This window comes from Bacillus sp. GMa5/1, assembly GCF_050172015.1.
Lineage (GTDB): Bacteria > Bacillota > Bacilli > Bacillales > Bacillaceae_G > Bacillus_A > Bacillus_A cereus.
Window position 1 is genome coordinate 1 of record NZ_JBNLYC010000097.1, and the last position, 17,124, is coordinate 17,124.

The window sequence follows — 17,124 nt, forward strand, 5'->3', positions numbered from 1 at the left end:
TGGGAAAGAAGAAACTTATTTAATCTCTTATAATAAGAAGAAATCAGAAGATATTACTATAATACGAGATGGATATGCAAAGCCTGATTATAATGATGATAAATTAGTAGAACCTTTAATTAAAACGGTTAAGGCGATCCCAGTTAAGCAAACGGTCAAAAAATGGAATGAAAGTAAGTATGGGCTGATTTATTATGGAAAAAGAAATTGGGGATCCAATACAGAGGGAATTATTAATATTACTGAGGATGGTAAGAGGCAGAGTGTTAAAGAAGCAGCTTCTGATATCATTGGATATACTGTATCTATATTTGTCCCTGGAAAAGAGAAAGAGCTAGTCCCTGCTAGATATAATTTAATAAGTGACGCAAGTTGGAGTAAATCAAAGACGCCTCCAAAAGAAGATATGCTTAAAGAGAAGGAACAACAAGATTTAAAGAATGAAAAAGAACAGTTTTTCCTATCGAAAGAAGTTGGTTATAAACTAAATATGACAGATAAAGCATTAGGGAGCGCCTTTTATTCATTAAGCAAGACTAGTGATGAAGGGAAAACATGGGAGGTTATCAATCCAGACCCATTTAATGGGGGGATTGGTAGTGTATCAGGAATCATTTTTATAAATGATAAACTTGGGTTTTTAGGAGCAATTAGGCCTTCTGGTAATGAAGGAGAGTTATATCGCACAGATGATGGGGGAGTATCTTTCAAAAAGGTAGAATATCCGCCGCATGAAGTGAAATTAGATCATACACAGTCCACAATAAGTCCTTTTGATTCTCCTAGTATGCCATATGAGAAAGATGGGGTTTTTAATATGTTAGTTGGACAAGGGGCAGATGGAGACTACAATGGCGATAGTAGTGCACTTTATCAATCAAAAGATAACGGAGAAACATGGGAATTTGTAGAAGAAGTGAAAAAGAAATAATCAGAATGTCTTTTTGAAAAATAAGGTAACTACTGAGCTATACATTTCATTTAGAAGTTTGGTAAGGAGTACAGTTCCAGCCATGAAGATAAAAATGGATCTATACCTCGCTGCCTTTCTTTGTTTTATTTCTTATGCTTACTATCAACGCTATATTTATAGAAAGGTATTTTGGTGATATACAAAAGTGGATTCGAAATATTACATGTTGCTTTGCTTTATTTGTAGTAGTTTTAGTAGCTCTACGGATAGGTTACTTTTGACTCCAAAGATTGCTATTTTGTATGTATCACTTCTACCTCAATTTGAAGATCCAGAGAAGGGGTCATTACTTTTTCAAGGTGCAGTTTTGGGCCTTACGCAAATCATTGTTAGCTTTATAGTTAACCTTGTAATTGTATGTACAGCAAGTAAAATTGCGAAATGCACACGCCCAACGGCAGCGTTGGCTTATGGCAAGTGTTTTAACGGGGCTTGCTGTACGTCTTGCTTTTGAACGTCGACAGTAAGAGCCTCTTTACCTTCAGTTTCTATAATATAACCTAATAAATATTAATATAAGTTATGTATAACAGATATTTACCTTATAAAATAAGGGGGCATATTATGACTGAGACAAACGAATCTTCAGGAGTCAATTTGAAAAAAGATGTGAAGTTTTCTATTATAATTCCTGCACACAATGAAGAAAAGTACATTAGAAAATGTTTAGATTCAATTGCAAAGGCATCAGAGGCATATAAAGAGCAAACGGAAGTTATAGTTGTTTTAAATCGTTGCACAGATAAAACAGAGGAAATAGCAAAATCTTATAATTGTGTTACATTGAAAAATAACGATAAAAACTTATCTAAAATTCGAAATGCAGGGGCTAAAATAGCTAATGGAGAAATAATCGTCACTATAGACGCTGATACCATAATGACAGAGTCTATGTTGTTTAATGTAGATAAATATTTAGCTTCAGGTAAATACATTGGTGGTGGGGTAAATGGAAAGTTTGAAAGAATATCTTTAGGAATAATTCTCTCCGCAATGTTAATAATCATCCCCTTACTTTTTAAGTACGGTGCTATATCTGTAGGGATTTTTTGGTGCTATAGAAAAGACTTTATGGCAATTAACGGATTTAATGAAAACATGCTTATGGCAGAAGATGCAGATTTCGCTAAACGGTTAAAAGAATGGGGAAAGAAAAATAATAAGAAATTCGGTACTATTAAAAATGGAATGATAACTTCATGCAGAAGATTTGATACATATGGAGACTGGACTTTACTTAAAAATCCAAAAGTAATTTTAGCTTATCTAAAAGGAAATGATAGAAAATACGCAGATAAGACATATTATGATAACCAAGAAAGATAAAAATGGAGAAAACCAGTAGAAAATAGTTAGTGCTTTTTTAGATATAATGAGAATCCAACTTAATTTAATAGATATTATAAGAAAACCATCAATTTGATTACCCTTTTTCAAATTGATGGTTTTTATTTTTGAAATAAATATGTATTTTTTTATGAAAATATTTTTTGACCCCCATAAAACTTTGTACTCCTCCGAATATGTATAGTGAAAAAAATAAATAGAAGAAAAATGACTATGAAAGAATATAGAAGTATTAATAAAATTACTAGATTAAGTGGCATCCAAAATGGAAGGATGAAATTACCAATTATATAGAGAAGAGTTATTCAAGGTTTGCAGATAAAATAGAAAGAGAATAAGCAAAACGAACGGTAGAAAATAAGAAAGTAGATAAAAATACAAACTTAACTTTAGTGCCGAGAGAAAAGGAAAATTATTAAGAAAACGTTGGGAAAAGTTAGGCTCGAAAAATATAACTAACAGCAAGAAAACAAGACCGAAGAAAAGTACCAAGAAAATCTGGTTAAATGGTCACTTGTGTAGTGGCCATTTTGCTATTTGAAGGAGGCTGGGAGATTACAAGTGTTGAGTTTAGTAATGAAGATCTTAAGAAAACCGAAAATAGAAGATATCGTATGTAACATACAAAACAACGAAGAAGACAAAGAAGCGTTTATCGTACAGTATCAGCCTTTTATTAGAAAATCAATCTCATCTGTCTGCCGTCGATATATTACAGAACAGGATGATGAATATAGCATTGGATTGTTTGCTTTTAACGAAGCAATTGAACAGTATTCCTATACAAAAGGAAAATCCTTTTTAGCGTTTGCTGATCTTCTTATAAAAAGAGATGTAATTGACTATATACGTAAGGAGTCTAAACATAACTTTGTCTTTTTAAAAGAAGATGAGCAAGAGGAAATGTTAGAAATGCAAGTGTCGCTTACGGAGTATATGAAAGAGATGGAAAATAGTAACCGTAAGGAGGAAATTCTTCATTTTCAAAGTGTGCTAGCTGAGTTTAAAATCACATTCTCAGAGCTTGCTAAAGAATCTCCTAAGCATCGTGATACACGTGAGCACTTAATAGAAATTGTGAAAATAATTATAAAAGAAGAGGAAATGATGGAAGAGCTGTTCCGAAAGAAAAAGTTACCGCTTAAACAGATTGAACCGCGTGTTAGGGTAAGTCGTAAAACGTTGGAACGACATAGAAAATACATTATTGCAATGTGTATTATTTTTGCAAACAACTATACATATATTCTGGATTACATAAGAGGGGAAAAGCATGATGAATAAAGGAATTGTGATGGATATAAAAAAGCATAGCGTAGTTGTTTTAACACCAAATGGAGAGTTTATTACGTGTAAAAGAAAAGGGGATTCTTGCATAATCGGGGAGGAAATCTCGTTTGATGAGCAAGAACAAAAAGCATCGCATTTTTCGATTCCTTCCTTTTTAAAGCCTGCATCAATACTTGTTGCTTGTTTTCTATTTGCAGTGCTGTTTTTCTACAACCAACCAGAAGAAAAAGTATTTGCTTACGTCTCAGTTGATATAAATCCAAGTTTAGAGGTGAGCGTAACAAAGGATTTTCGTGTTATAGATTTGCAGGCTTGTAATGATGATGGAAGGCGTATTTTAAAAGAATTGAAGCAATGGGAAAATAAACAATTACAAGAAGTAATACGTACTATTATAAAGCAAAGTCAAGAGGATAAGTATTTAACGAATGATAAGCAAGTTATGCTAACAGCTGTTGCAAAGGACAAGGCACTAGAACCACTTTTGGAAAAGGCAATGAAAGAATTAAAGAAAGAATATGAGCTAAAACATATTACAGTTGAATATCAAAGTAGCACAATGCAAATACGAGAGAATGCTAGAAAAGCTGGAATTGGCACAGGTGTTTATATAAAGCAAGAGAATGAGAAGAACAAATCACTTACGCCTCCTGTCACCCCGTCTAATCCGGTGGAAAACGAAGAAGAGGTGCAATCACACCCGGAGTCATCTCCTGATGCAACACTCGATTTGTCTCCTGTAAAAGAAAAAAAATATGAAAAGCAAGAGCAGAAAGAACAAAAGAAAACAGAGGAACAGCCATCGAAGCAAATAAAAGAAAACAATGGAAGAGGATCTCAGCAAGAAAATAGAGGGAATCAACAGGAGAATAACAGTAGAGAAGCTCAACAAGGAAATAATGGAAATGGGAAAGGGAACAACGGAAGAGGATCTCAACAAGGGAATAATGGAAATGGGAAAGGGAACAACGGAAGAGGATCTCAACAAGGAAATAATGGAAATGGGCAAGGGAACAACGGAAGAGGATCTCAACAGGGAAATAACGGAAACGAGCAAGGGAACAATGGAAGAGGATCTCAACAAGGAAATAATGGAAATGAGCAAGGGAACAACGGAAGAGGGTCTCAACAAGGGAATAATGGAAATGGGCAAGGGAACAACGGAAGAGATCCTCAACAAGGAAATAATGGGAATCAGCAAGGGAACAATGGAAGAGGATCTCAACAAGGGAATAATGGAAATGGGCAAGGGAACAATGGAAGAGGATCCCAGAAAGAAAATGACGGAAACGAGCAAGGGAACAATGGTAGGGGGTCTCAACAAGAAAATAGAGGCCACCAGCAAGGGAATGAAAAGAAGAATCAATAGAATATGGAAGTGAGAGATTCACTTCAAAGCTAAAAGGATTTATTCCGCTATTTGCTGGGCAGGCCGATTGGTGAGGGCTGATGATTAGTGGGGGATGAACAAAACCCCCACTGATTAAAGTTGCACTTTAATATTCTATAGTTCTATTAAGAAGGAGTATGTGAAAAATATAATGGAGAAAAACATTCAACAAGAGAAAGATAAAGAAAAACCTGTTTTTTATGATCCGAAAGGAAGGAGAGACATAGCCTTTATTTGGTTTCTATGTATCTCAATAGTTAGTGTAAGTGTTGTATTTTATTTTTTCTTTCAAAGTATTTTTTCAACACCAGAAATTCCAAATATGAATACCGCTGTACAACAAGATACTAAACTTGTACCAATTAATCAAAAACTTAGTGATCAGCAGTTAAAGAAGGAAGCATTTAACCCAAATACCGAAACAAAGGATAATAAAAATTTGGTGAATCCGCCGAAGGATAGTAAACATCCTAAAGAAGTGTATGGTTTTTATGTAAACTGGGATGAAAATAGTACCGCTTCTTTAAAAGAAAATATCGATTCATTAACTACGTTAGTACCAGAGTGGTATCATTTAAAAGCAGATTTAACGATTAGAAGTGAGATAAAACCTGAGATAGTAAAGTTGGCAGAAAAAAATCAAGTGAAGATTATGCCTTTGCTTACTAACTATACTGAGGAAGCTTCTGGTCCTGATAGTGGGCTAATTCATAAGTTACTGAGTTCCTCAAACGATGTAAAGACAAAGTTTATTAATGATTTAGTAATCCAAGTTAAAAAAAATCAGTTTTCAGGTATTAATATTGACTTTGAGGCCGTACCTGAAAGTGATAGAGAAAACTTAACAAATTTTATGAAAGAACTTACTAAGGAATTTCATGAACATGATTTGCTCGTTACACAAGATGTTCCAGCTAATGATAAGGCTTTTGATTATAGTGCGTTAGCAAAAATAATAGATCGAATGATTGTAATGATGTACGATGAGCACTATGGAGCGGGGGAACCAGGACCAATTGCTTCAAATAAATGGTTCCAACATACATTAAAAGAACTGAATATTCCGTCTAATAAACTTATAGTTGCTTTCGGTAACTATGGATATGATTGGGAAGTAAATAGTAAAGAAGCTGCAAAGTCTATGACTTTCTCAGAAGTTATGGCAATGGCTCATGATTCAAATATAAAAATTCAATGGGATAAGGTGAGTGGAAATCCGTATTTTAGATATAAAACAGGAGAGAAAGAACATACTGCTTGGTTCTTAGACGGTGTTACTCTTTATAATCAAGTGAAAATCGCAATGGACAATCATGCAAAGGGGTTTGCGCTATGGAGATTAGGAGCAGAAGATCCTACAATATGGAAAGTTTTAAAAAATCCTATTGAGGTACAAAAAAATCCTAATGTATTACATAAAATCAGTAGTTTAGATGAAGTGAATTATTCTGGACAAGGTGAAATTTTACAGATTGAGAATGAAAGAAAAAATGGATTGAGAGATTTTAAAGTAGGCAAAGATGATTATATTACAGATGAAGTATATCAATCCTTACCATCTGCATATGAAGTGCAACGATATGGAAAACCAAATGGGAAACAAGTAGTATTAACATTTGATGATGGACCAGACCCGAAATATACGCCAGAAATATTAGATATATTAAAAGAGAATCAAATAAAAGCTGCTTTTTTTGTACTTGGTGAAAACGCGCAACTAAATACTAGTATTGTAAAAAGAATATACGATGAAGGGCATGAAATTGGCAATCATACTTTCAAGCATCCTAACATAGCAGATACGTCTTTACTACGAACGAAAGTAGAACTTAATACGACGCAACGTTTAATTCAGGAAGTAACTGGACATTCTACGGTTTTATTTAGACCGCCATATGAAGCGGATGCTAACCCGGATTCATCAAATGAAATATTGCCTATTTTACGTGCACAAAATATGAACTATACAATGGTAGCGGAAAAAGTTGATCCCGAAGACTGGGCAATACCATCAACAAATGAATTAGTAAAGCGTGCTCTTAATCCCATTTATAAGGGAGAGGGAAATATTATTCTTCTCCATGATGCGGGAGGGAACCGTACACATACAGTAGAGGCGCTCCCAATTATTATTAAAGACCTAAAAAAGCATGGATATAGTTTTGTAACAATTTCAGATTTAATGAATAAAGAACGAGATGAAATCATGCCTCCTGTTTCTTCTGAGGGGAAGCAATATTTGCTTTACAATAAAGCTGTCTTTTCAGGGGCAGGATACTTTAAGCATATATTAACAACTATTTTTTATATTGCTATTGGATTAGGGATTTTTCGATTTTTATTCTTAATTTATTTTGCATGGAAGCAGAAAAGAAAAACGTTATCTCGCTATATTAATTCGTCCTATCAACCTTTTGTTAGTGTTGTCATAGCAGCATATAATGAAGAAAAGGTGATAGCCAAGACAATTCACTCAATTTTGGATAGTAATTATAGAGAATTTGAAGTTATTGTTGTGGATGACGGATCGACAGATGGTACGTCAAAAGTAATGAAAGAAACATTTTATAAACACCCTAAAGTTCGTTTCATTCAGAAAGAAAACGGCGGGAAATCATCGGCAATGAACCTAGGGTTTCAACAATCGCGAGGAGAAATCATTGTCACTTTAGATGCGGATACTATTATTGCGCAAGACGCCATTTCTCTAATGGTTAGACACTTTGAAAATCAGAATGTAGCTGCAGTTTCAGGTAATGTCAAAGTGGGGAATAGACGGAATTTGTTAACTACTTGGCAACATGTTGAGTACATTACAGGGTTTAATTTAGAACGTAGAGCTTTTGATGAGTTAAATTGTATTACAGTAGTTCCAGGAGCTATTGGGGCGTGGCGCAAAAAGAATGTAGTTGAATCTGGATATTTAAGCGAAGATACGTTAGCAGAAGATACGGATCTTACTATTACATTTTTACGTCAAGGGCATAGAATTGTATATGAAGAAAAAGCGCATGCTTTTACGGAATCACCTGAAGATGTGAAAAGTCTCATTAAACAGCGGTATCGTTGGTCATATGGTACACTTCAATGTCTTTGGAAACATCGAAAAGCGTTATGTAATCCAAAGCATAAAACATTAGGATTTATTGCACTGCCTAATATGTGGTTATTCCAATATGTGCTGCAATTCATTGCTCCTTTTGCAGATATATTAATGATTATAGGACTATTTAGTAGTAATCCGCTAAAAGTTTTAGGATTTTATCTTGTTTTCTTTTTAATGGATCTTCTCGCTTCTCTGTTCGCATTTAAATTAGAGGAAGAGAACCCAAAACCATTGGCATGGTTAATTTTACAACGTTTTATTTATCGCCAATTTATGACTTATGTTGTCATTAAATCTATATTCTCATCGCTTCGAGGAGTAGCGGTAGGGTGGAATAAACTAAAGAGACTGGGGAGTGTTAAACATTCCACGGAACATAAGGAGGCATCATAAAAGAGCAGACTATCTGCTCTTTTTTTCATTGGTTTTAGTTAGTTGAATGTAGAGTTGTAGTATAAAAACTGCTGCTTCTATAATGAGATTCCTATTCATCATTAATGGTGAGACATTATGTTAAGCTAATCCTTTAGTTTCGGATTAAAGTTTTTTTATATTTTTTTAAAATGACGGACACAAAAACGCATATACCTTCGAATTATATATATGGATAACATAAATATGTATATAAAAGGGGAGAAATAAGATGAAAGAAAAAAAAGAAATGTTTCAAGAAATCGCTGAGGTGTTAAAGGTATTGGCGCATCCAGTTCGTCTATCTTTAGTAAAAATAATGCTTGCAAAAGGTCCTACTAATGTAACAACAATGTATGGGGATTTACAAATGCCTCAAAGTACAATTAGTCAACATTTATCTAAACTAAAAGCTGCTAAAATGGTTACAGGTACTCGGAAAGGATTAGAAATTTATTATGAGGTAACTGACAATCGCACAAAATCAATATTAGCATGTTTAGTTTAAATGATGATTTCTATTTCAAAATAAAAAGCGCTATTCTTTTCTATGATTTTACAGAGAGAATAGCGTTTTTTATTTTTAAGGAGTATCTTTTTATATGCCTATAGAATGGAGTGAAAGGTTCATGGGTTTAAATGTACCTACTATTACCTTAGGTTCTAATGCGTCTAATAATGAAAAAATTCTCGGTTTAGGGGTGCTTCTTTATAGCTTACGTACAATTGAGATTAGAAAAAGTAGAGCGAGCGTTTAATGAGGCTGAAGTAGTGTTTATATGCGAAACTTTATAGAAATCTCATTTTTCTAATTGTATCTTTTTAGATTGATGGATGTGGGGTCACGTCCATCAATCTAAGAAAACAAGTTAGCTAAAAAATGATGAAAATAAACTTTATAGAAATAAAAAATATGAACGTAGAGGATGAAACAAAGTATATAGTGCTTTTTTAGTCATGTAATCTTTTAATCTGATGATCTTTTCCCCATTCAAACAGATTATCCATTATTTGCATTAAAGATTTTCCGTATTCACTTAGTGTGTACTCAACCTTTGGTGGAACTTCTTGATATACGGTACGATAGATAATCCCATCAGCTTCAAGTTGCCGAAGTTGTTGTGTAAGAACCTTTTGTGTAATGTTTGGGATTTCTCGTTTAATTTCATTTGTTCGCATTTTTCCATCTGACAAAATACATAAAATATGAACTTTCCATTTTCCACCGATTACATCGAGTGTTGTTGCAATTGGGCAATTATCATTTTGATTCATATAACACCTCCACAGGTACTTTAAGGTTCCTATAGCACTTTAAAGTACGTACTTTTCAATTATATGTGACTCATTCATACTAATACGTAAAGGGTTGAATAATTTATAAAGGGGATGAAAAAAGATGAAAACACTTGTAATTGTAGCACATCCTGATATTGAAAAATCAAAAATTAATAAAAGATGGATTGAAGAACTTGAGAAATATTCGGATGAAATTACGGTGCATGAATTGTATAAAGTGGCACCGAATTGGGAGTTTAATATTGAAGAAGAGCAAAAGTTATTAGTAGAACATGACAGATATATATTTCAATTTCCGCTTTACTGGTACAGCTCACCACCATTATTAAAAAAATGGTTCGATGATGTATTAACATATGGATTTGCGTACGGATCTAAAGGAGATAAAGTGAAGGGGAAAGAATTTGGTGTAGCTATTTCTATAGGTGGATTAGAAAAAGACTATGAAAATAGTGGGATTACAATGGATGAGTTGACGAAACCATTCCAAGCTACATGCTTATACACAGGTATGGAATTTATACCTTCCTTTTATTTATATGGTGCAGAATATAAACTAGGTGATGAAGAGATTGATAAAAGTGCACCTGAGTATGTGCAATATGTGATGAACAAGAAGTATTCTAATATATAATGGGAAATATCCATTTACTTGTAAAGTAAATGGATATTTTATATTCTTCTTATATTCACTAAGTGTAATCTTTAGTAAATTAATAGTTAATCTGGTAAAATAAAAAACCTAACATATATAAAGGGGAGTTTTACTTGAGAACGATGCGACAATTATTACAAAAGAGAGCAATGCAATCACCAAATTTGGAAGCGCTTGTAGGGGGGAAGAAAAGATATTCGTTTCAGCAATATAATGAACGAGTAAATCAGTTTGCACATTATTTGTTATATAATGGTGTGCAAAGAGGAGATCGTATAGGAATACTATGCAAAAATAATCACCCATTTCCAAGCGTTATGATGGCAAGTTTAAAAATTGGAGCGGTATTTATCCCGCTAAATCATCAGCTGACTGTTTATGAATTAGAAACGATTGTAAAAGAAGCGAAATTAAAAGTGTTAGTTATTGATGAAGAATTTAATGAAGTGTTATTAAAGGTTGATGCTGTTAAAGAAATTCCTTATGTAATTCAAACAACAAAAGAAGGCTTTGGTTCATTTGAATTAGAGTTGCAAAAACAGCCAACGACAGAACCGAACGTAGAAGTTCATGAAGAAGACGATGCCATTTACTTGTTTACATCAGGAACGACTGGACAGGCAAAAGCATGTGTAATTGGACATAAAAACTTACATCATTATTTTGCTGAAATTGCGGGACAAAGAGAAATCCCAGCAGGTGAACGCTTTTTATCTGTGCATCCATTGTTTCATATGAGTGGCGTGCTTTCTATTTTAAATTGTATTTATCATGGCGTTACAATGATCTTCTTAGCTGATTCGAATCCTGCTCTTATTTGGGATAAGATTGAAGAAGAGAAAATTACTACGATGCTTGCTTTCCCAGCCGTTTATAGTTACATGCTTGATGAACTAAATAAAAAAGAACGTAACATTTCAACCTTTAAAGTAGCACAAAGCGGTGGTACAAAAGTGCCAGAAACACTCATTCAAAAATATATGGAAAAAGGCATATATATGGTGCAAGGCTATGGTAGTACAGAAGGTTGGGTTGTAACCTCATGGCATCCAATGATGGGAAAAGAAAAGATGTCTTCTGTAGGAAAGACCTTGAAAAATGTAGAGGTGAAAATTGTTCACCCAGAAACAGGACATGAACTAACAACAAATGAAGTTGGAGAGATTCATGTGAAAAGTCCATACATGTTTAAAGGATATTGGAATAATGAAAAGGCGACAAAGAAGGTAGTAAAAGATAGCTGGTTTAACATGGGCGATGCTGGCATGATAGATGATGATGGATTCCTGCATATTATGGGAAGATATAAAGACGTTATTATACGCGGTGGTGACAACGTATATCCAGATCAGGTAGAAGATGTTATTCATGAAATACATGGTGTTTTAGAAGTTGCAGTAGTTGGAGTTCCAGATGACTTTTGGGGAGAGGTTCCAAGAGCTTACATTGTGAAGGATGGCGAAACAACATTAACAGAAGAAAGTATTATTCAGTATTGTAAGGAGAAGTTAGCAAGTTATAAAATACCAGAAGTAGTATTCATAGATGAGTTACCGAAAAACGCTTTAGGAAAAGTGTTGAAGAGGGAATTACGAGATGCAGTTCTTGTGAAATAGAAAATTATGAAACGATGGAGAACCCAGTTATGTATAAAGCATGACTGGGTTTTTATGTATCAAAAACATAATGATTTACTAGATTTTGTATTTTGTGTAAGATAATAAAGAATATTCAATTAATATTTCGAGGGATGAAATTAAATGAAGCTATCGTTATTAGAAGTAGAGACGGATAGACTCATTATCCGTCCATTTCAAAAAGCTGATTATGAAAGTTGGTTAGATCGATTTTCTTATTGATTATAAAAATAAAGAAATGGACAAATAAGGAGAAAAGAAAATGAAGACTATAAATATATTTCATTACGACGCATTTACGAATAAACCAAATAAGGGAAATCCAGCAGGTATTGTATTAGAAGCAGATGGATTAACGGAAGAGGAAATGCAAATTATTGCTGAAAAAGTTGGATATAACGAAACAACTTTTGTTCTTTCCTCAGAAGTAGGAGATATAAGAATGCGCTATTTTACACCTGGTTTTGAAATGGAGTTATGTGGTCATGGGACAGTAGGGACGATATATGCCTTGCGCGAAAAAGGTTTATTAGAAGAGAAAAGTAACCTTATGATTGAAACGAAGGCTGGGATTTTACCGATACAAATAGGTGTAAATGAAAATGGAGAAACCTTTATTAAAATGAGACAGGCAGCACCTCAGTTTAAAGAATTTACAGGTTCAGCAGAAGAATTAGCTCATAGTATGGGTTTAGAAGTAAATGATTTAGATGTAAGTTTACCGATTGTATATGGAAGTACTGGTAATTGGACTGTAATTGTACCGATTAAAAATCTTAATGCATGTGAGAGAATGAAACCTAATAATGCTGCATTTCCATCAGTATTAAAAGAAATACCTAATGCTTCTATTCACCCAATTTGTCTAGAAACTTATGATGAAATAGCACAAATGCACGGCCGGCATTTTTCATCAGCTTACGCTGGGACGATTGAAGATCCAGTGACAGGAACAGCTTCAGGTGTAATGGGAGCGTATTATGCGGAGTATTTAGAGAAAGGTTTTGAACATGAATTGAGTTTAATCGTTGAGCAAGGACAGGAAATAAATAAAGATGGTCGTGTAACTGTTTATGTAACGAAAGGGATAGAAAACGAAAAGTTACAAATAGATATTGCTGGAACAGCGGTGTATGTGAAAGAGTTTGAAGTTTCAATATAAAGTGAAACTTTAATCAGTGGGGTCTTACTGCCCGGTGAATAGCGGGATAAAAAGAAAGCCCGGAATACATCCGGACTTTCATTATCTGTTCAATACTTCAATGTACGAAGCATTTCCAGTTGTTCTTAAAGCGGAGCGGAAATTATTATTTTCTAACGCCTTAGCAACTTGTTGTAACTGCTGTGCATCATCATGATGAATAAGTAAGCTGTCAGCACCGCTTTCCTCTATATGAATGTGTTCGACATTTCCGATTGCATCATGTACAGCTTTTAAAAATTCAGGTTTCATATTGTCCTCCTATATGTATGTAACGTTGTAATTTAGTATTTCCTTATTTATGAAATATAAAAGTAAATGAAAGGAGAAATAAAAATGAATATAAAGCAGTTTAATGAACATATAACATCACTATTTGGAGAGCATCTTCATAAATATGGCGATGATGAATATGGTTTTACTTATATAAGTAAAGATGAATTTCACAAAATCGGTTACACAACAAATTTAACGTTAGAAACTATTGAAGAAGCGTATCGAAATGGAGTCGATATGATAGTTACACATCATGCGCCGTGGAGTTTTTTATTTGGTATGGAAGAGGCTTGTATTGAGAAATTGAAGCAATATGAAATGAATCATTTTTGGATTCATTTGCCGTTAGATTTTGTAAAGTTTGGCACGTGTACATCGTTATTTAACGCAATTGGGATAGATACAATACTGGAATATTCAACCTATGAGGAAGAAGAACTACCGGGAATAGGAGAATATAAAGAAGCGATTCCTTTTTCAAACTTAGTTGGAAAACTTGAAGAAAAAATGGAAGAGAAAGTGAAGAGCTGGAGAAATCACGATAAACCAGTAAAACGGATTGCGATCTTAACCGGTGCAGGAAACAATACAAATTTGATTGAACGTGCATTAGAAAAAGGATGTGACACGTACATAACAGGTGAAAAAACATTATATACAGTGCAACATGCGAAATTTAAAGGAATTAATTTAATTGTAGGCAGTCATACGTTTACAGAAGTGTTTGGTGTAGAAAGTTTGGTTCTTAAGTTAAAAGAAAGAGATAATTCAATAGAAATTACTAGATTAAATGAAGATCATTTGGAGTGAAGAAATCACATCGCATTACCATAAATGGAATGAACTTTATGATGGAATATTGAAGGAAGCAGTTGAAATGAAATAAAATTATCTTTTGTTATATTAAGATTTTTAGGAGGAATTCCCTTATGTTTGTCAAATAATAGTAAAGTTGTCTTTTGAATTAAGGAAATATTCGGAGTTGAAGGGTGAGAGAATGGACATTTCAATAATCACTGCACAACTAGTTAAGGAAAAAGTTATTTCACATTATCCAAATAGCGTAAAAGCATTAAACGGGGGAACGACAAGTACTATATATTTGTTAGATGAACAATACGTTATAAAGTTGAATGAATCGGATGTCATACGTGAAGAAGCTTATTTTCTTCAGTTTTATAAAAAGGACGAATTATTTCCAAAGCTTTTATATAAGGAACCTTTAAATCGCTATATTGTTTACTCATTCCTTGAGGGCACAACTTCTTGCAAACTAGGCCATAAACGGAGTGTTCTTAGTAAACTTGTAAAGGAAGTTATCAATAAGTATGAAGTAGCTACAGAGATTGATGGCTGGGGGTGGAAAGAAAACCCAGTTCAATCTTGGAATGAATTTTTAACGACAAATGTGATGGAAGCTCATGAAAATGTAAGACGTTACATAAGTGAGGAAGAGTATAGAACGGTTTTTAAGTTAGCAAATAGTCCAAGTAGGAGGACTGGAATAAATCAGCCATTTTTATTGCATGGTGATCTTGGATTTCATAATTTTATATTTCAAGGGAATAAACTGCACGGTGTAATTGATCCTTTACCAGTGTTAGGAGATCCTATATATGATTTGATTTATGCGTTCTGTTCAACCCCGGAAGATTTAACAAAAGAAACAATCGATTATGCGATGAAACAATGTGTATTTTATAAAAAAGACCGTGATTTATATGAAGAAATAGTCATAGGATTATATTTGCGTATAGATACATGTTTACGGCACCACCCGAAAGATTTAGAAGATTATTTAGCAGCTTGGCGTTATTGGATGGACGAGGTTGAGGTGACTTTATAGTACAAATATTTTTGGGGAGATAGTGAGATGAATGTTGCAGAAGCCAAAAAGGATTTACTGTAATTCCATTGTCAGTTACAGTTGTTTATTTACTTACTTTTATAAGTTTATTAATTGAAAATAAAAAAGTAGATTATTATCAACAAAAATCAGTTTAATAAAAATATAGGGATAGGGGGAATTATGATGAAAAATTACGTTTGTACAACGTGCGGTGTGCAGTATGCAGCGAGTGTAGAGGAACCGGTGAGTTGTCATATTTGTGATGAAGAGAGGCAATATGTGAATCCGAAAGGGCAGTCTTGGACGACTTTAGAAAATTTGCAAACAGATGATACATATAAAAATGTAATAATCGAAGAGGAAAATGGACTTTATAGTATTACGACAAAACCAGGATTTGCGATCGGTCAAACGGCATTTATAGTGAAAACAGAGTCATATCGTTTACTATGGGACTGTATTACGTATTTAGATGAAACGACAATTGCGAAAATAAAAGAGCTTGGTGGATTAGATGCGATTGCATTGTCTCATCCTCATTATTATTCAACGCAAGTAGAATGGGCAGAGACATTTGATGTACCAATTTATATACACGAAGATGATAAAGAATGGGTGATGCGCCCAAGTAGTCGTATTATTTATTGGTCTGGTGAGTCTTTACAATTAGCGGATGGGATTACTGTACATCGTCTTGGAGGACATTTTAGTGGTGGTTCTGTATTGCATTGGGAAGAAGGTAATGATGGAAAAGGGATTTTGTTAACAGGTGATATTATTCAAGTTGTAGCGGATGAGCGGTGGGTAAGTTTTATGTATAGCTATCCAAACTTAATTCCATTACCAGCGAGAAAAGTGGAAGAAATGGTGAACCGAGTGAAGCCGTTACAGTTTAATCGTTTATACAATGCTTTTCATCGAGTAGTAAAAGAAAATGCAGATGAGGCAGTTGAACGTTCTGCTGAAAGATATATAAAAGCAATAGAAGGAAAGTTGTTTCATACGTAAAAGGAGAGTAGCTTAATGAAAACGTTAGTATGCTTTGGAGATAGTATTACAGCTGATGAAACATTTTTTGATGGAATGCCGAGATTAACACCACGTTTGCAAGAGATGTTTCCGAAGTGGAAAGTAGTGAATGCAGGTGTTCCAGGGGATAATACATTCGATGCGTTACATAGGATTGAAGAAGATGTAATATCATATAAACCAGATTTCGTAACAGTTTTTCTTGGTACGAATGATGCAGTTTCTTTTTCTCAAGTGTCATTACAAGCATATAAAGAAAACTTAGAGAAGATTGTGAACCATATTTCATCAGATAAAGTACTACTGATTAGTCCTGCACCAGTTGATGAAGAAAGACAGCGTAATAGAACAAATAGAGTGCTTGGTCAGTATGCAGACGTGGTGGAGAAAGTGGCGAGGGAAACAGGAAGTTATTTTCTAAACGTATTCGCTGAAATGATTCAAGAACGGGATTATAAAAGATTTGTAGAAAATGGTGAAAAAGATGGATTACACTTTGGACCAGAAGGCTATGAGTATGTAGCGAGGTTAATTGGTGAAAAGTTAAAAGGAATTTTATAAGGAGCAAAGCACTTAGTGTTTTGCTTTTTCTTGTTTTTTTGCAGTCTATAAACTTATTCACCGCTGTAATTTGCACAGATATTTTGTTTTTTTATATGCG

At 33.9% G+C, this 17,124-nt stretch carries 16 protein-coding genes and 4 pseudogenes; 18 read left to right on the forward strand and 2 right to left on the reverse strand.

The window, feature by feature from the left end:
• The 9 genes and pseudogenes from ACQGSG_RS19530 to ACQGSG_RS19570 form a co-directional block, all read left to right on the forward strand.
• Positions 1-931 (forward strand): WD40/YVTN/BNR-like repeat-containing protein (locus ACQGSG_RS19530; protein WP_426947867.1); only part of this gene is annotated, 931 nt, incomplete at its 5' end.
• A gap of 107 nt (positions 932-1,038) precedes the next feature.
• A pseudogene (locus ACQGSG_RS19535) lies at positions 1,039-1,194 on the forward strand (DUF3963 domain-containing protein); the annotation flags it as partial.
• Positions 1,188-1,440, forward strand: a pseudogene (locus ACQGSG_RS19540) (LysE family translocator); the annotation flags it as partial. The pseudogenes ACQGSG_RS19535 and ACQGSG_RS19540, both read left to right, overlap by 7 nt.
• Before the next feature lie 97 nt (positions 1,441-1,537).
• Complete coding sequence (locus ACQGSG_RS19545) at positions 1,538-2,299, forward strand: glycosyltransferase (RefSeq protein ID WP_325842448.1); 762 nt, start codon at positions 1,538-1,540, stop codon at positions 2,297-2,299.
• A 582-nt stretch (positions 2,300-2,881) separates the two neighbouring features.
• Positions 2,882-3,604 carry an RNA polymerase sigma factor SigI gene (sigI, locus tag ACQGSG_RS19550; protein WP_002101143.1) on the forward strand — a complete coding sequence of 241 codons (723 nt, stop codon included), beginning with the start codon at positions 2,882-2,884 and terminating at the stop codon, positions 3,602-3,604.
• Positions 3,594-4,979: an anti-sigma factor domain-containing protein gene (locus ACQGSG_RS19555; RefSeq protein WP_098394818.1), complete on the forward strand. Its 1,386-nt coding sequence runs from the start codon at positions 3,594-3,596 to the stop codon at positions 4,977-4,979. The genes sigI and ACQGSG_RS19555 overlap by 11 nt, the downstream gene beginning before the upstream one ends.
• Before the next feature lie 172 nt (positions 4,980-5,151).
• The gene (locus ACQGSG_RS19560; protein WP_325842311.1) at positions 5,152-8,499 is read left to right on the forward strand and encodes a glycosyltransferase; all 3,348 of its coding nucleotides are present in this window, start codon (positions 5,152-5,154) and stop codon (positions 8,497-8,499) included.
• 250 nt (positions 8,500-8,749) lie between these two features.
• On the forward strand, positions 8,750-9,025 hold the full coding sequence (locus ACQGSG_RS19565) for an ArsR/SmtB family transcription factor (protein WP_000660066.1): 276 nt from the start codon (positions 8,750-8,752) through the stop codon (positions 9,023-9,025).
• 94 nt (positions 9,026-9,119) lie between these two features.
• Complete coding sequence (locus ACQGSG_RS19570; protein WP_001121202.1) at positions 9,120-9,275, forward strand: hypothetical protein; 156 nt, start codon at positions 9,120-9,122, stop codon at positions 9,273-9,275.
• A 193-nt stretch (positions 9,276-9,468) separates the two neighbouring features.
• On the opposite strand, the gene ACQGSG_RS19575 is transcribed toward ACQGSG_RS19570, so the two are convergent.
• A complete protein-coding gene (locus ACQGSG_RS19575) occupies positions 9,469-9,792 on the reverse strand; it encodes a winged helix-turn-helix transcriptional regulator (RefSeq protein ID WP_001072981.1) in 324 nt (107 codons plus the stop codon).
• Positions 9,793-9,916: 124 nt separating this feature from the next.
• On the opposite strand from ACQGSG_RS19575, the gene ACQGSG_RS19580 reads away from it, so the two are divergent.
• The 4 genes and pseudogenes from ACQGSG_RS19580 to ACQGSG_RS19595 all read left to right on the forward strand — a co-directional run bounded on the left by ACQGSG_RS19580 (position 9,917) and on the right by ACQGSG_RS19595 (position 13,270).
• Positions 9,917-10,450, forward strand: coding sequence for an NAD(P)H-dependent oxidoreductase (locus ACQGSG_RS19580; RefSeq protein WP_000855230.1), 534 nt, complete (start codon positions 9,917-9,919; stop codon positions 10,448-10,450).
• Between the two features lie 143 nt (positions 10,451-10,593).
• Positions 10,594-12,087 (forward strand): class I adenylate-forming enzyme family protein, encoded by a 1,494-nt coding sequence (locus ACQGSG_RS19585; protein WP_088046482.1) that lies wholly within the window; start codon positions 10,594-10,596, stop codon positions 12,085-12,087.
• A 144-nt stretch (positions 12,088-12,231) separates the two neighbouring features.
• Positions 12,232-12,324: pseudogene (locus ACQGSG_RS19590) on the forward strand (GNAT family N-acetyltransferase); the annotation flags it as partial.
• Positions 12,325-12,370: 46 nt separating this feature from the next.
• Positions 12,371-13,270 (forward strand): PhzF family phenazine biosynthesis isomerase, encoded by a 900-nt coding sequence (locus tag ACQGSG_RS19595; RefSeq protein WP_426947870.1) that lies wholly within the window; start codon positions 12,371-12,373, stop codon positions 13,268-13,270.
• A gap of 81 nt (positions 13,271-13,351) precedes the next feature.
• On the opposite strand, the gene ACQGSG_RS19600 is transcribed toward ACQGSG_RS19595, so the two are convergent.
• On the reverse strand, positions 13,352-13,561 hold the full coding sequence (locus ACQGSG_RS19600) for a hypothetical protein (protein WP_000801651.1): 210 nt from the start codon (positions 13,559-13,561) through the stop codon (positions 13,352-13,354).
• An 84-nt stretch (positions 13,562-13,645) separates the two neighbouring features.
• On the opposite strand from ACQGSG_RS19600, the gene ACQGSG_RS19605 reads away from it, so the two are divergent.
• The 5 genes and pseudogenes from ACQGSG_RS19605 to ACQGSG_RS19625 all read left to right on the forward strand — a co-directional run bounded on the left by ACQGSG_RS19605 (position 13,646) and on the right by ACQGSG_RS19625 (position 17,024).
• Positions 13,646-14,395, forward strand: coding sequence for a Nif3-like dinuclear metal center hexameric protein (locus ACQGSG_RS19605; RefSeq protein ID WP_001022446.1), 750 nt, complete (start codon positions 13,646-13,648; stop codon positions 14,393-14,395).
• A gap of 187 nt (positions 14,396-14,582) precedes the next feature.
• Complete coding sequence (locus tag ACQGSG_RS19610) at positions 14,583-15,431, forward strand: aminoglycoside phosphotransferase family protein (protein ID WP_325842305.1); 849 nt, start codon at positions 14,583-14,585, stop codon at positions 15,429-15,431.
• Positions 15,432-15,472: 41 nt separating this feature from the next.
• A pseudogene (locus tag ACQGSG_RS19615) lies at positions 15,473-15,589 on the forward strand (DUF7010 family protein); the annotation flags it as partial.
• A gap of 25 nt (positions 15,590-15,614) precedes the next feature.
• On the forward strand, positions 15,615-16,442 hold the full coding sequence (locus ACQGSG_RS19620; RefSeq protein WP_080024542.1) for an MBL fold metallo-hydrolase: 828 nt from the start codon (positions 15,615-15,617) through the stop codon (positions 16,440-16,442).
• Between the two features lie 15 nt (positions 16,443-16,457).
• Positions 16,458-17,024, forward strand: coding sequence for an SGNH/GDSL hydrolase family protein (locus tag ACQGSG_RS19625; protein ID WP_000855198.1), 567 nt, complete (start codon positions 16,458-16,460; stop codon positions 17,022-17,024).
• Positions 17,025-17,124 lie beyond the last annotated feature (100 nt).